Source organism: Granulicella sp. S156 (genome assembly GCF_009766105.1).
Taxonomy (GTDB): Bacteria; Acidobacteriota; Terriglobia; order Terriglobales; family Acidobacteriaceae; genus Granulicella.
This window is the reverse complement of the sequence record NZ_LMUH01000007.1, coordinates 106468-121866: the sequence shown is the minus strand read 5'-3', so window position 1 is coordinate 121866 and position 15399 is coordinate 106468. Positions and strand designations below refer to the sequence as shown.

Sequence of the window (15399 nt, the reverse complement as noted above, 5' to 3'; positions counted from 1 at the left end):
CACACCTTGACGTGCCGAGCGAGATTTCTGTAGCTCAAGCACAATGGTTAGATGAGTCCAACAGAGGTACCCACGCTTGGCGGGGTTCGGTTCAACTTCGAAAATAGCTATGCGCGGCTGCCGGAGAAGTTCTACGCGCGCGTTGCTCCTACTCCAGTCCCAGCCCCACGATTGGTAAAGCTCAATCTGGAGCTTGCCGACAAACTCGGTCTCGATAATGCTGAGCTGGCAAGTCCGGAGGGGGTTGAGATTCTTGCGGGCAGTCGTGTGGCAGCGGGATCGGAGCCGCTGGCGATGGCGTATGCCGGGCACCAGTTTGGATACTTTGTCCGGCAGCTAGGCGATGGCCGCGCGAATCTGCTTGGAGAGGTCATTGGGCGCGACGGTGTGCGCTATGACATCCAGTTGAAGGGCGCGGGGCGCACGCCTTTCTCGCGCAACGGCGATGGCAGGGCTGCTCTCGGGCCGGTTCTGCGGGAGTACATCGTGAGTGAAGCCATGGCAGCATTTGGTGTGCCGACGACGCGCGCTCTCGCGGCCGTTACGACGGGGCAGCCGGTGTATCGTGAGACAGCACTGCCGGGGGCGGTGCTGACCAGGGTGGCGACGAGCCATCTTCGCGTGGGGAGTTTTCAGTACTTTTTCGCGCAGGGCGACATCGATGGAGTTCGCACGCTCGCCGACTATGCCATTGCCAGGCACTATCCAGAGGCCAAACAGGCTGCGCGGCCTTATCGGGCATTCCTTGATGGTGTGATCGCGCGGCAGGGACAGCTGGTTGCGCAGTGGATGCTGCTCGGATTTCTTCACGGCGTGATGAACACTGACAACACTTCGATCTCCGGCGAGACTATCGACTATGGTCCGTGCGCGTTTATGGAGGCCTACGATCCGCGGACGGTGTTCAGTTCCATTGACCACCAGGGGCGATACGCCTACAGCAATCAGCCGCATGCCATGCACTGGAACCTGACTCGTTTAGCCGAGACATTGCTGCCTCTGCTTGTAGCAGAAGAGGGAAGCGATGAGGCAGGTCTGGCTTCCGCGCATGAAGCTCTGGAGAAGTTTGCCGTGCACTTCGAAGCAGCGCGGGATGTTGGGATGCGACGTAAGTTGGGGTTCACGCAGGAGCATGAGGACGATGGGGCGCTGGTCGAAGATTTGCTGAAGCGTATGGCAGAGAATCGTGCCGACTTTACGCTGACCTTCCGCAGGTTGTGTGATGCAGCGGCCGGGATCGAAGGCAATCAGGGCGTTCGTGCGCTGTTTGCCGATCCTGCGGCCTTCGATACGTGGGAGGCGGCGTGGCGTCAGAGGCTGGCGAAGGAGTCTGTTTCTCCAGAAGAGCGCGCCGCGCAGATGCGGCGGGTGAGTCCGGCTTTTATCCCGCGTAATCATATCGTGGAGGCTGCGTTGGAGGCCGCAACAGAGCAGGAGGATTTTCAGCCTTTTGAAGAGCTGCTCGAAGTACTGGCATGTCCCTACGAAGACATGCCCGGCAAAGAGAGATATACCATGCCGGCGCGCCCTGAAGAGTATGTTCGCCAGACGTTCTGCGGGACCTAGTACTACAGTTGTATTTACAATAACCACTCTCAGATCTGTCATTTCTCCGCTCCCGTTGGTCGGTCGAAATGACAGGCTCTTGGGGTTGGTCGGTAGATATAACTAGTCAGGTCCAACCGCTTTTGAGCGATCCTCCTGGCGAATTTGAATCCTACTTGCCTCTCCCCCTCTCCAATCGTCCAGAGGGAGAGGTGTATCGCATGGCATTGAAACACAACGGCAAGATCGCTTTGATAACGGGAGCGAACAAGGGCATCGGGTTCGAAGTGGCACGTCAGCTTGGTGCGGAAGGTATTACAGTGCTTCTCGGCGCACGCAATCCGCAACTGGGGGAAGCTGCTGCAGCGAAGCTGAAAGCAGAGGGCGCGGACGCTCATTTCATTGAGCTCGATGTCACCAAACCTGAAACGATTACGAAGGCTGCAGAAAAAATCCGCGCGGAACACGGCAGGCTCGACATCCTGGTCAATAACGCAGGAGTATTTTTGAAGGGTGACGGCCCGCCTAGCCTCGCCGATCCTGAGGCAGTTCGCCAGACTCTCGAAGCCAATTTCTTCGGCGTGCTCGCTGTTACGCAAGGCCTGCTGCCTTTGGTGCGGAATGCTCCATCCGGCCGTATTGTGATGGTATCGAGCGGCCTCGGCTCGCTCACATGGAACGCCGATCCTAGTTGGTCTTTTGCCGGCATCAAGCCTCTGGGCTACAACGGCTCCAAGGCGATTCTCAATATGCTGACCGTGCAACTTGCCTGGGAGCTAAAGGACACTCCCATCAAGGTCAACATCGTCAACCCTGGTTATACAGCCACTGATTTGAATGGCAATAGCGGCACCCAAACCATTGAAGAAGGAGCCGCCGAGACGGTCCGTCAGTCTCTCGTTCCTGATGATGCTCCGACCGGTGGCTTCTTCGAGACGGGTGGAGTTGTTCCCTGGTAAGTCGAGGCGTGAAAATGCTCTAGTGTGGTGAGTCATTCATTCGTAGAAGATGGAGAAGTTCAAAATGGCGCGCAGCGCAAACCGTGACGCTGAAGTGTTAGGGAACGCGCTTCGCGCTGTAGTGAACAGACCATCATTCTTCAACGAACGAATGACTCACCACGCTAATTCCTGGGAGCTTAACCGAGGCTAGAGCATTTTCCCTATGGGTGTAGACCGAAAGTAAAGGTTTATACGCCGTTTTTCCCAATAAAAACGGCACTCCTAGAATTTATCCAGTGCACAGTAATAGGGAAAATGCTCTAGATGAGCGCTAAGGCCTGAAGGTAACAGTTGAGCAAGGGCCGATTGTCCGGAAGGGCCATGATTCGGCCAGGCGACCAGAGGCCCGGTCTAACCGGGCCTCCGCTGCCAGCCTCAGCTTTATCTAGCGCAGCACGATCATCAAAGCCTCAGCTTCTTATTTCGCCTGCGCTAGCTCCGCAACAACCGTAGCAACTTTATCGAGTATCTCGATCCAGCCCTCCATTTGACCGCTTTCTTTAGCTCTCTCCATGGGATCATTGCCGATGAAGGTCAGTTTCGTCTGGCCGTTTCCGAGGTCCTCAAAGAGGGTCACGTCGTAGGCACCGTCGATAGTCTCATGTTCTATTCCTAATTCCGCAGGGTCGATCTTGTTTCCCTTCGAGTCCGAAAAGTACATGGAAGAAACGATCTTCTCGTGCAGAACAATTTCGTGGTATTCAACCGCATTCCAGCCGCAGAGCTGCCCATCCGGCGCATTCATGCAGCAGAGAAGTTTTCCTCCAACGCGAAAATCCATCTCGCAAACCGGCGCAGTAAAGCCCTTCGGCCCCCACCACTGCATGATGTACTTCGGGTCTGTCCACGCCTTCCAAACCAACTCGCGTGGGGCATCAAAAATTCTTGTGACGACCATCCGCTCAACTTCGCTAACCATGTTTTCTGCCATCTCTGACCTCCTCTTTCTTCATTTGATTGACAACTACTTCCAGCTTGTCGAAGCTCTCTTCCCAGAATCGGCGATAGCTAATCGCCCAGTCGCTGACTGTCTTGATCGCCTCTGGTCTAAGCGTGCACACACTCTCTCGTCCACGCTTCGTCTTGATCACAATCCGCGCCCGCACCAGGTAGGCGATATGTTTTGAAATCATCTGCTGCGAGAGTGCAAACGGTTCCGTCAATCCATGCACAGAGGCAGGGCCGTGGGAGAGCCGCTCGATCATCGCTCGCCGGGTTGGATCAGATAGAGCCGCAAATGTTGTATCCAGTCTATTCACAACCAAATGGTAGTGGATTGTCGGTCAATGTCAACTGCTAATTTTGCGATTCTTGATTACTGTTCGCTGATCTCTCTGAACCTGACACTCGCGCTAGAGCATTTTCCCTATAGGTGTAGACCGAAAGCAAAGATCTGTACGCCGTTTTCCCAACAAAAACGGCACTCGCAGAACTCATCCGGTTCACAGTAATAGGGAAAATGCTCTAAACCATATCCACGGCGACGAGTGCTAAATCGCCAATGCGTTATTCGAGAAAATCTGCTCTTGGAAACGCGCATTGGCCTGTTCTTCCATTCCACAAACAAGAACTGCCCGAACCTCGAGCTGATCCGGAATAACCCGGGTCAGCTCAAGGTTCGAGCAGCTTAAGACTCTAACGCCTACCTTGCAAACTTACGCAAGGTTGAAACGATCGAGGTTCGTCACTTTGTTCCAGGCTGCTACGAAGTCGTGGACAAACTTCTCCTGCGCGTCCGCGCTTCCGTAGACTTCGGACAGGGCCCGAAGCTGCGCGTTCGAACCGAAGGTAAGATCGACACGTGTGCCGGTCCACTTGACTTCGCCTGTTTTACGATCGCGCCCTTCGAACACGTCCTCAGCCTTTGAGACCGCCTTCCACTCCGTCCCCATATCGAGCAGGTTGATGAAGAAGTCGTTGGTCAGGGCTTCTGGCCGCTTGGTGAAGACGCCATGCTTGGTCTGTCCTACGTTGGTGTTCAGGACACGCAGGCCACCAAGGAGCACTGTCAGCTCAGGAGCGGACAGCGTCAGCAGTTGGGCCTTGTCGATGAGCAGCTTCTCGGACGGCACGGTGTATTTGCCTTTGAGATAGTTGCGGAAGCCGTCGGCGATCGGTTCGAGCACGGCGAAGGATTCCACATCAGTCTGCTCCTGCGAGGCATCTGCGCGGCCCGGTGTGAAGGGAACCGTCACACTGTGGCCAGCATTCTTTGCCGCCTGCTCGACACCTGCGTTACCAGCCAGGACGATCAGATCAGCGAGCGAGACTTTCTTGCCGCCGGTCTGCTTGCCGTTGAAATCGCTCTGGATACCTTCGAGCGTCTTCAGCGTCTTCGCGAGTTGGTCGGGCTGATTCGATTCCCAATCCTTCTGCGGAGCCAGACGGAGACGCGCGCCGTTTGCGCCGCCACGTTTATCGGAGCCACGGAAGGTGGATGCCGATGCCCAGGCGGTCGAAACCAGTTGCGAGACCGGCAGGCCTGAGGCCAGGATCGAGCTCTTGAGGGAGGCAACATCCTGCGCATCAATCAGCTTGTGATCGACCGCGGGGATGGGGTCTTGCCAGAGGAGCTCTTCGGCAGGAACTTCTGGTCCGAGATAGCGTTCACGCGGACCCATGTCACGGTGCGTCAGCTTGAACCAGGCACGGGCGAACGCGTCGGCGAACTGGTCCGGATTCTCGAGGAAGCGCCGCGAGATCTTCTCATAGGCAGGATCGAGGCGCAGGGAGAGATCCGTGGTCAGCATGGACGGCGTGCGACGCTTGGAGGGATCATGCGGATCCGGCACGGTGCCGACGCCTGCGTCACCCTTGGGCTTCCACTGGTGCGCGCCTGCCGGGCTCTTGGTGAGCTCCCATTCGTAGGCGAACAGGTGCTCAAAGAACTCGTTGCTCCATGTTGTCGGCTTGGTCGTCCAGATGACTTCGAGGCCGCTGGTGATTGCATCGGCGCCCTTGCCGGTACCATAGCTGCTCTTCCAGCCGAGGCCCTGCTCTTCGAGGCCAGCGGCTTCGGGCTCAGGTCCAACATGGGACGCAGGGCCAGCACCGTGAGTCTTGCCGAAGGTGTGGCCGCCCGCGATCAGCGCGACGGTCTCTTCATCGTTCATGGCCATGCGAGCAAAGGTCTCGCGGATATCGTGAGCTGCGGCGACCGGATCGGGGTTGCCATCCGGGCCTTCCGGGTTCACGTAGATCAGGCCCATCTGCACTGCGGCGAGCGGATTCTCGAGATTGCGCTCGTTGCTGCCGCCAGCGGTACGGTCTTTCTCGCTGCCATGCAGCTCCGCATCGGCCACGAGTACGCCGTCGCCGGGTTTTTCTTTGCCGTAGCGCTTGTCGCCGCCCAGCCAGGTGGTCTCGGAGCCCCAGTAGATGTCCTCGTCCGGTTCCCAGACGTCTTCGCGTCCGCCTGCGAAACCGAAGGTCTTGAAGCCCATGGATTCCAGGGCGACGTTGCCGGTGAGGACGATCAGATCAGCCCAGGAGATTTTGTTGCCGTACTTCTGCTTGACCGGCCAGATCAGACGGCGCGCCTTGTCGAGGCTGACGTTGTCGGGCCAGCTGTTGAGAGGAGCGAAGCGCTGCTGGCCTGATCCGGCTCCGCCGCGACCATCACCAGTGCGGTATGTGCCGGCACTGTGCCACGCCATGCGAATGAAGAAAGGACCGTAGTGACCGAAGTCCGCTGGCCACCAGTCCTGCGAGGTCGTCATCACCGCGAGGAGATCCTTCTTCACGGCCGCGAGGTCAAGGCTCTTGAACGCTTCGGCATAGTTGAAGTCCTTGTCCAGGGGATCGGACAGGGACGAGTGCTGGTGCAGGATCTTCAGATTTAACTGGCTCGGCCACCAATCATGGTTCTTTGTGCCTCCACCTGCTGTGTGATTGAACGGGCACTTCGCTTCAGTTGACATGTATTCTCTCCCTCTAACTGTTTGGGCCCAACCCAGGCCGGAACCCAGGCATCGATCAGGGTGTGTTCGCCCTGATGGCATCTCGTGAAATCAGCTTCTGGATGGGGTGGCGATCCTGTACGAGCATCGGCTCGGGTCAGCCGCCATCCATTCACTCCTCATCATCCACCGTCATTCTTACAGCCCGGTAAAGCCTGCGCAATGCCGGTGCCGTTCGTCGAGACCATGTTTCCGTTTGTCTCGACCCCATCGAATGTAGCACTATGGGGATCGATAGTTCCAATACATAATTTCCATCCGGAGTATAGTTACAGCCTATGGAGATTCACCAGCTACGTTACGTGTGCGCCATCGCGGATACAGGCAGCTTCAGCCGCGCCGCCGAACGCTGCCAGGTCGCCCAGCCCTCGCTCTCGCAACAGGTTCTGAAGCTTGAGGAAGACCTGGGCTCAAAGCTCTTCGACCGTCTGGGACGCAGTGTCCGTCTCACCGAGGCCGGTCGCGCCTTTCTGCCCCACGCCCGCTCGATTCTGAGCCAGATGGAGACGGCGCGATCCAGCGTGGCCGATAAGTGGACGGACGTTCGCGGCAGCGTATCCGTGGGCGTTATCCCGACCATTGCGCCCTACCTGATGCCGCGCTACACGAAGACCTTTGCGAAGAAGTATCCCGAAGCGAAGCTGCGCATCGTTGAAGAAACGACGCCGATCCTGATCGAAGGCCTGCGGGACCTGTCGATCGATCTTGCGATTCTTGCGCTTCCTCTGCGGCACAAAGACCTGGAGCTGTTTCCGCTTTGCACCGAACCCCTGTTCGCCGTGCTGCCTAAGGATCACCCTCGCGCCGCTGCGGAATCGCTCGCCCTCAAGGATCTCCGCGGAGAGTCCTTCGTGATGCTGCGCGATGGCCACTGCTTCCGCGACCTCAGCATCGCCGCGTGTACACGAGCCCGTGTCGCGCCGCGCATCGCGTTCGAGAGTGGCCAGTTCAGCAGCCTGTTTGGAATGGTTGCGGCGGGTGTCGGTATCTCGCTCGTCCCCGAGATGGCCATCGACCGGAACGCCGGCTGCCGCTATGTGCGCCTCAGCGACACGCGTGCGACGCGCACCGTGGTCGCCGCCATTCTGCGCGGACGCAGTTTTAACCGCGTCCAGCAGGCCTTTTTAGCGGGGATCAAGGATTAGGGCAGTGGATCAATGCTCGCACCCTTGTTCAGAGCTTCCTCAAGTCGATTCGCGCTTTGTTGGCTGCTACTTGGGAAAGGTGTCGCCGAACATGGGAAGGCCGCTGACAGATTCTGCCTTGGTCGCCTCGTCCTGCAATACGTCCCAATGCTCTTTGAGAAGACCGTCTTCGAAGCGGACAACGTCGGCGGCGATCCAGGCGGCGGGCCTTCCAATCTCCGTGAAGCGGCCATGGGCTATGACGTAGTCACCTTCTGCAACGATAAGCTGGTTCTCATAGTGCAGCGCTTCCGGCGCTGAGCGGACGAGATTGAACAGCCCTTCGCGGCCTGGTGCTATGTGTGCGCTGTGCTGGATGTAGTTGGGTGACCAGAAGCGTTCCGCCGCCGCGTAGTCACGCTTGTTGAACAGTGTCTCGAAGGCTTCGAGCACGGTTGCCTTGTTTCGCCAAAAGGAACCTCTGATCGGCGTGCCCGTGCGATTCTCACGATTAGTGCAATGCTGGGTGCGATCAACCTTTCTCGTGCCGTGTCAGACCTCAACCTTTCACGAGAGATTCTCGAACAGACTCGGGATCAGCTGATCAGCTTGAATAAACCCGCGAAACGGCATTAAATTAGACGGCTGATGCATCTCGGCTAAGTGTTCAACCGGGATGCGGGTCCCTGCCAGGACGCCAAATCGCCCACGGGCAACCCTCTCGGGGGGCTGCCTCGGTCCCGCATTTGCTGGAAAGAATGTCATCATTTCGTAACAGTGCGTCTGTAGCGTGGAGAAGCATTTTCTAACAGATTCGGCTCGCTCTCATGGGTGCCTGGAATTGCGGAAGAGGAGTGCTGCATGGGACGTGGCATTGGCGTGGTTTACGGCGCAAGACATGTCTCGGCGTTCATCGCTGGGCTGGCGTTCTTGTCGGTGGCGGCGTATTCAGCGGCACAGAATGTGGCCGAATCGGGGTCCACGTTGATCTACCCGGTGTTCCAAGCCTGGGTTGGCGCCTACGCGAAGATCGATCCTGCAGTGCACATGACGGTCGGGGCCACGGGATCGGAAGCGGGCATCAATACGGCCATCTCTGGGCAGGTTCAGATCGGCACGTCGGACGCGTATATGACCGACAACCAGGCCATGGCCAATCCTCACATCCTCAACATACCGCTGGCGATCTCGGCCCAGCTGGTGGTGGTCAATCTGCCGGAGTTGCGGGGCTCCACGCTGAAACTGAGCGGGCCGGTGTTGGCCGATATCTATTCCGGCAAGATCCGCGAATGGGATGCCGCGCCCATTGCGGCGCTCAATGGAGGGGCACATCTGCCGCATCGCACGATCGTGCCGGTACATCGTGCCGATGGCTCGGGCGATACGTTCATCTTTACGCAGTTCCTGAGCTTCTCCACCCCCGAGGTAAATGGTGTTGCCCCACACGGGAGTTGGGAAAATGCCGTCTACTACGGCACTACGGTGCATTGGCCTTCGGTAGCGGGCAGCCTGACAGCATCCAGCAATCGGGAGATGGCGCAAAAACTTGCCGGCACCCCTTATGCGGTCGGTTATCTTGGTGCAAGTTTCGAGGCCGATGCGAACAAGGCTGGCCTCGTAACGGCGGCGCTGCAGAATGAGGATGGGAATTTTGTGCTTCCTACGGCAGCCACGATTGCTGCGGCCGCTGCCACGCTTACGCCACGCACGCCACCCGACGAACGCCTGACGCTGGTGTTCGCTCCCGGCGCAAATTCTTATCCGCTGATCAACTACGAATACGCAATGGTCTCGGAGAAGCAACCGAACGCGCAGGTCGCGACGGCGATTAGCAATTTTCTTGTCTGGTGCATCTCACCGCAAGGCGGCAGCGCGGCGAGCTTCCTCGATCCAGTGCATTTCATTGCGTTGCCGGTATCGATCCGCGCGCGCAGCGAGCTGCAGATTGCCAAAATCCACTAGACCGGCAAGCAAGCTTTGCCGCTGTTGCTCGGCCTATTCATGAGGGGTATCGCGATGCCGAATGATGTCAATCCCGCGCCGGGCGAGCCGCGCACCGTACAGCACTATATCGATGAGTTGCCCATGTGGCCGGATGGCACCCGGCTTCTCTCCACCCCGATGACCGCGATGCAGCGGCTCATCTGGCTGCTGGCCGCGGCCGGAAAGTTCTTCGAGGGCTATGTCGTCTTCATGACCGGCGTGGCGCTTCCGCTGATCGCTCGGCAGTTCGATATCAGTCCGGCACAGAACGGCTTCATCAGCGCGGCGAGCCTGTGCGGCATCCTGATCGGCGCGGTCGGCCTCGGCAGCTTGTCGGATCAGTTCGGACGCAAGTCGATGTTCATCGTGGAGATGATTATCTTCACCGCATTCCTTGGTGCGGCCGTGTTCTGCACGAGTTTCACGTCCCTCGTGATCTGCCTGTTTGGGCTGGGGCTCGCGCTCGGTTGCGACTACCCAACGGCGCACATGATTATCTCCGAGAATATCCCGAGCACCAGCCGCGGGAAGCTGGTGCTTGGAGCCTTCGCGTTCCAGGCAGTAGGTGCCTTGTGTGGCACCGCAGTTGGCTATGCGGTGCTGGTCGTTCTACCCAAGCTCGACGCCTGGCGATGGATGTTTGCAACCGCCGTCGTGCCTGCCCTCGCAGTCACCATTGGGCGTTTCTTCATTACGGAGAGCGCCAACTGGCTGCACACGCGCGGCGCTACCGATCGCGCAACCCATGCGGCGAGACGGCTGCTGCTGCGCAAGCCACAGTATCCGGGGAATATCGTCCTGATGCCACAGCCCTCCGGCGCAGGTGGACATGGGCATGGGGGCACTTCTTTCCTGTCGTTGTTCAGCCCGCGCTACCTCCGCGCAACCATCCTCGCCTCGGTGCCCTGGTTCCTGCAGGATCTCAGCACCTATGGCATCGGCATCTTCACGCCGACGATCCTGGCCGCTGCACTCGGTAAGGAAGCCGATCACGTCCGCAGCTTGAGCGATCTCATCGCCAACGACATCCTGGCCGCCAGGGGAGCAGCGATGATCACGTTGCTGCTGATCGTTGGAATTGCCTTCGCCGTTGTGCTCGCCGACAAGCTGGGAAGGATTCGGTTGCAAATTGTCGGTTTCATCGGCTGTGCGGTCGGGCTCTTTCTCGCTTCGCTCTCCGTGGATATCACCGGCGCATTGAAGATCCCGCTGATCTTCACGGGCTTTATGCTGTTCAATTTCATGACCAATCTTGGCCCGAATGCACAGACCTACCTGCTCGCCGGTGAGGTTTTCCCGACCGCAATCCGCGGTAAGGGCGCAGGGTTCGCGGCAGCTTTCGCCAAGATTGGTGCGGTTGCGACCGCGTTCCTGTTTCCTATCCTGCTGGTCTCGATTGGCACGCGGTGGCTGCTGTACGGTCTGATCGGCGCATCGTTGCTGGGAGCTGCGGTGACGTCGTGGTTCCGCATCGAGACTACGGGCGTCGATCTTGACCATATCGGCGAGGCAGCAGAGGAGCCGGCGGCTTCCAAGGCCGCCGCCTGAGCTTCGTGTGCGGCATGGCCTTGGAAAGAGGTCATCTCAAACCCTTGCTTAGCGAGTGAATTGGCCCGGTGGCAACGGCACGGTTCAAATGCCAGTGCGCATTCGGAGACACACTGCAACCGCGGTCGCAACCAGAATGGAGACGAGCGAGATCATAAGTTCCTCGCGGTTTGCATATGGAGACCTTGCGCCATTTGTGTATTTCCCGGACTTTTCCTTTCGCCTCCAAAGTCTGTAGTGTGCCGCGACCATGAACGGATGGAACGCAATCAAGACGTATGCGCCACCCAGGACCATCCGTGAAAGCCATAAATAAGCTTCGGTCGCAAGGGGTAATACGATCAAGCAGCCGACCGTCGCGAACAGACTCAGTATGTTGATCACGTCTGGTAGAGGGATCACCGACTGCCTCTCAGCGTCGGCAGCCTCGATCTCTCGATGGACTGTCCAGCAGAAGGCGAGAAATTGTAACGAGATCAATGGCGGAGCAAGCCTGTAGAGGGTGTCTGGCGTCATATACGAGAAATCCTGGTGTCTATCGAATCTTCTAAGGAGCCGCGAACCGGTATACCCTATGCGCGGCTCCGTTGTGTTGACGTCAGGCGGCAGAGGCTTTGAATCCGGTCGCTGCCTCTATGGCACGGGCCAGCATGACTGGGTCAGATACACCCTGGTAGTCCATGCGTGGCGTATAAGGCGATTCAAGTCTGGCGACTTCTGCCTCCGTCAAGGTAACTGTGAGAGCCGCAATCGCGTCGTCGATGTGCTTGATTTTGAGCGCGCCAACGATTGGAGCGGCAACGACCGATTTGATCTGCAGCCATGCCAACGCGATGTTCGCCTGGCTGACGCCACGCTCCTTCGCGATCTCACCCACCGCTGCAACGATCTTTTGATCGCTTTGGGCGTTTGTTTCATCTTTATGGCCGGCAGCAGCCTCCGTCTCTGATCGCGGCGTCTTCTCTCCCCAGGGCCGGGCAAGAACCCCACGCGCAAGCGGACTATAAACAATGGTCTGCACGCCTTCATCGGCACAGAGCGGCAGCATCTCTCGCTCCTCCTCGCGCATGAGCAGATTGTAGGTGTCCTGCAAGGACACGAAGCGTGTCCAGCCGTTAGCCCGCTGCAGGTTCAGCGCCTTGCTGAACTCCCATGCCTTCATGGAGGAGGCTCCGAGATAGCGCACTTTGCCCATCTTCACCAGATCGTGAAGCGCCTCCAGGGTTTCTTCCCACGGAGTCAACTGGTCGCGACGGTGGATCTGGTAGAGGTCAATGTAGTCGGTGCCAAGCCGCCTCAAACTATGGTCGACTTCGGTCATGATCGCTTTCCGTGACAAGCCGATAGCGTTCGGCCCGTTATGCGTGGCGGCGGCGAGCTTCGTCGCGATGACTACGCTGTCGCGGTTGGTGAAATCTTTAAGCGCCCTGCCGACGATCTCTTCGCTGCCCCCGTTCGAATACATGTTGGCAGTGTCGAAGAAGTTGATTCCCGCCTCGATAGAGTGGCGGATCAGCGAGCGGCTGGCTTCCTCGTCCAGTGACCAGCCAGGATAGGCGCGCGATGGCTCACCAAAACCCATGCAGCCGATACAGAGGTGTGACACGTCAAGACCTGTGTTTCCGAGCTTTTTATATTGCATAAATCCTCCAAACCAGATACAAAGGGACAACTCTCCGGTTACAGTCAGAGCGTAACGGAGAATTCTCCGTTTAGTCAAGGGGTTATGGCCGACAATGAAAATTTGCGCGCAGACGCGCAAGCAAACCGAGATCGTATTTTGGAGGTAGCGCGCGATGCGCTAGCCGTTGATCCGGCGTCATCGCTCAATTCCATCGCGAAGACGGCGGGCGTTGGCGCGGGGACGCTGTACCGTCACTTCCCGAGCCGTGAGTCTTTGGTGCTGAGCGTGTACCGCAAGGAGATCGACACGCTTGTTGCGCTGGCTCCTGTGCTTCTGAGCAAGCACCCGCCGCTCCAGGCATTCCGTACCTGGTGCGATCGGCTCGCCAAATTCGGAAGAATGAAATATGGGGTTGCCGACATCGTCCATGCCGGAACATCGGATCAGGACATGCAGGAAACGTACGGACCTATGCTGGGTGCGGTTCGCCAACTGATGGACGCCTGCGAAGGTTCAGGTGAAATCCGTCGCGGATCCAATCCCGAGGATTTTCTTGTGCTGGTTGGACTCTTATGGCGGATCCCTCCAAGCGCAGCCGGAGAAGCGCGCGTGAAGAGGCTCCTCGCGCTTGCTTTCCGTGGCCTGGATGCAAGGGAAGAGTAGTCCTAAGCGCTTCTCGTCAGGAACAAGCCTCGATTGACGCAAAATCGCCAATTCATTTCCCGACACCGGATTACTACGGATATGTCGTCTTCTCCGAGATGATCTGCGCCGCTGTTGTTCAGGCGGCAATCTCTCTCAGCATAGCGACGTCTCTCCGAGGAGACTTCCCAAACATACGAGAATACTCCCGGCTGAACTGCGAAGGACTCTCGTAGCCGACCTGAAACGAGGCTGTCTCCACGTTGGCCGCATCGGAGACCATCAGCCGCCGTGCTTCGAGTAAGCGAAGCTGCTTCTGATATTGAAGCGGCGTCATGGATGTAATCGCTTTGAACTGTCGGTGGAAGGCAGACGCGCTCAATTGCGCGATGGAGGCCAGGTCGTCAATTCTTACCGGTTCGGCGAAGCGATCGCGCAGCGCGTGAATCGCCTTGATCACGCGTTGCTCATGGCTATTTGCCAACACCATCTTTACGACTTCGCCTCCGTGTGGTCCCGTCAGGAGCCAGTAGCAGATCTCGCGCATGATTGCGGGATAGAGCACGGAGATAGCTCTCGGCGTGTCGAGCAGACGCATCATGCGCAGCGTGCAGTCCGCGAGAGGGCCATCGAAGTCTGTGACGAAGACGCCCGGCCCTAAGTGATCGCTGGGCCTGGGTGGTGTGTCCAACTCAGACATCACTTCGCGCATGACGGCATGGTTGAATTCGAGAATGATGCCAAGAAAGGGCTCGCTCGGACTCGCCTCAGCAACGGTGCCGAATCCAGGCATCTCGACGCTCACGATCAGAGCTTGTCCTGCCCTGTATTCAAAGCGCTTGTCTCCAAAGGTCGCGCGCTTCGCACCTTGAACGGTAATGCAAAGAGCGGGCTTGTAGAGGAGATGGTTGGGGCGTTTCTCGTGAAAGGACCGGAGGATGGTCACACCTTCAATCGCTGTTGCGAAAGGGCTCTCTCCGGGCTGTGCCTCCGTATAGCGCCTGACAACTTCGACTAATCCATCCAACATACTGGTTCCTTCTCTCCACGGCATCGCTCTACCAAGAGTAGTTTTCGAAGCAGGAATAGGCAAGAAATGGAAGAGTTTCGGCATTCACTTCGCGCGGGGTTGAACGTAGTTTGAATAAGGGACATGTAACCCCAGGAGTAGTGAATGCCTTCAGAAAATGCTGTAACCTCCAATGCAAAAATTGCCATCGTCACCGGCGGAAGCCGTGGACTTGGCCGCAACACCGTAATCAACCTCGCCAGGCGCGGGGTACCTTCCATCTTTACCTACAACTCGAATCGTGCAGAAGCGGACAAGGTAGTCTCTGCTGCCGGTGAGGCGGGAGCGAAGGCGATTGCCATACAACTCAACACTGGCAGCGTTAGTACCTTCGACGCTTTTGTGCAGAGTGTGCGCGAGGCGTTGGCGACACTCGGAGCAGAGCGGTTCGACTACTTAGTCAACAATGCCGGTACCTCTCATCACAACGCCTTTGACCAGACAACCGAGAGGGAACTGGACAATCTTTACAACGTCCACTTCAAGGGTGTCTTCTTCCTGACGCAGAAGCTCCTTCCGCTCATCAACGATGGAGGCCGGATCGTGAATGTCTCTTCAGGGTTGACCCGCTTTACGCTCCCTGGAAGCAGTCCGTATGCGTCCATGAAGGGAGCTGTTGAGGTGCTGACTCGCTATCTGGCGAAGGAGCTGGGCGCGCGCGGAATCGCTGTCAATACGGTTGCTCCTGGTGCGATTGCCACCGACTTCAGCGGCGGCATGGTCCGCGACAATCCGGAGATCAACAAGCGTGTCTCTGAGATGACGGCTCTCGGTCGCGTCGGCGTTCCCGACGACATCGGCCCGATGATCGCGGCACTGCTTTCTGAAGACAATCGTTGGATCAACGGCCAGCGGATTGAAGTCTCCGGTGGCATGGTTCTCTAAGAGGCGAGCTGCGTTGTTC

Annotated in this window: 13 protein-coding genes; 7 read left to right on the top strand and 6 right to left on the bottom strand. The window is 57.9% G+C overall.

What is annotated here, in order from left to right:
• Positions 1-51: 51 nt before the first annotated feature.
• Entirely contained in the window at positions 52-1566 is a 1515-nt protein-coding gene (locus tag GSQ91_RS06300; RefSeq protein WP_158820412.1) for a YdiU family protein, read from the top strand.
• A gap of 200 nt (positions 1567-1766) precedes the next feature.
• Complete coding sequence (locus GSQ91_RS06295; RefSeq protein WP_158820411.1) at positions 1767-2504, top strand: SDR family oxidoreductase; 738 nt, start codon at positions 1767-1769, stop codon at positions 2502-2504.
• 460 nt (positions 2505-2964) lie between these two features.
• Here the strand turns inward: GSQ91_RS06295 and GSQ91_RS06290 are convergent, their stop codons facing one another.
• The 3 genes from GSQ91_RS06290 to katG form a co-directional block, all read right to left on the bottom strand.
• The gene (locus GSQ91_RS06290) at positions 2965-3477 is read right to left on the bottom strand and encodes an SRPBCC domain-containing protein (protein WP_158820410.1); all 513 of its coding nucleotides are present in this window, start codon (positions 3475-3477) and stop codon (positions 2965-2967) included.
• Entirely contained in the window at positions 3458-3805 is a 348-nt protein-coding gene (locus GSQ91_RS06285; RefSeq protein WP_256370365.1) for a helix-turn-helix transcriptional regulator, read from the bottom strand. Before GSQ91_RS06285 ends, GSQ91_RS06290 begins: the two co-directional genes overlap by 20 nt.
• Before the next feature lie 396 nt (positions 3806-4201).
• Positions 4202-6466 (bottom strand): catalase/peroxidase HPI, encoded by a 2265-nt coding sequence (katG, locus tag GSQ91_RS06280; RefSeq protein ID WP_158820408.1) that lies wholly within the window; start codon positions 6464-6466, stop codon positions 4202-4204.
• A 317-nt stretch (positions 6467-6783) separates the two neighbouring features.
• Here katG and GSQ91_RS06275 point away from each other — a divergent pair, with 317 nt between their 5' ends.
• A complete protein-coding gene (locus GSQ91_RS06275) occupies positions 6784-7650 on the top strand; it encodes a LysR family transcriptional regulator (protein WP_158820407.1) in 867 nt (288 codons plus the stop codon).
• Between the two features lie 66 nt (positions 7651-7716).
• On the opposite strand, the gene GSQ91_RS06270 is transcribed toward GSQ91_RS06275, so the two are convergent.
• Complete coding sequence (locus GSQ91_RS06270; protein WP_254064385.1) at positions 7717-8082, bottom strand: nuclear transport factor 2 family protein; 366 nt, start codon at positions 8080-8082, stop codon at positions 7717-7719.
• A 408-nt stretch (positions 8083-8490) separates the two neighbouring features.
• Between GSQ91_RS06270 and pstS the strand changes: the two genes are divergently transcribed.
• Complete coding sequence (gene pstS / locus GSQ91_RS06265; RefSeq protein WP_158820406.1) at positions 8491-9591, top strand: phosphate ABC transporter substrate-binding protein PstS; 1101 nt, start codon at positions 8491-8493, stop codon at positions 9589-9591.
• A gap of 54 nt (positions 9592-9645) precedes the next feature.
• Positions 9646-11160: an MFS transporter gene (locus GSQ91_RS06260; RefSeq protein WP_216845094.1), complete on the top strand. Its 1515-nt coding sequence runs from the start codon at positions 9646-9648 to the stop codon at positions 11158-11160.
• Positions 11161-11758: 598 nt separating this feature from the next.
• Here GSQ91_RS06260 and GSQ91_RS06255 read toward each other — a convergent pair.
• Positions 11759-12802 carry an aldo/keto reductase gene (locus tag GSQ91_RS06255; protein ID WP_158820405.1) on the bottom strand — a complete coding sequence of 348 codons (1044 nt, stop codon included), beginning with the start codon at positions 12800-12802 and terminating at the stop codon, positions 11759-11761.
• An 84-nt stretch (positions 12803-12886) separates the two neighbouring features.
• Between GSQ91_RS06255 and GSQ91_RS06250 the strand changes: the two genes are divergently transcribed.
• Positions 12887-13447: a TetR/AcrR family transcriptional regulator gene (locus GSQ91_RS06250; protein WP_158820404.1), complete on the top strand. Its 561-nt coding sequence runs from the start codon at positions 12887-12889 to the stop codon at positions 13445-13447.
• Positions 13448-13565: 118 nt separating this feature from the next.
• On the opposite strand, the gene GSQ91_RS06245 is transcribed toward GSQ91_RS06250, so the two are convergent.
• Entirely contained in the window at positions 13566-14456 is an 891-nt protein-coding gene (locus GSQ91_RS06245) for an AraC family transcriptional regulator (RefSeq protein ID WP_158820403.1), read from the bottom strand.
• A gap of 144 nt (positions 14457-14600) precedes the next feature.
• Here GSQ91_RS06245 and GSQ91_RS06240 point away from each other — a divergent pair, with 144 nt between their 5' ends.
• Positions 14601-15380, top strand: coding sequence for an SDR family NAD(P)-dependent oxidoreductase (locus tag GSQ91_RS06240; protein WP_158820402.1), 780 nt, complete (start codon positions 14601-14603; stop codon positions 15378-15380).
• Positions 15381-15399: the final 19 nt, after the last annotated feature.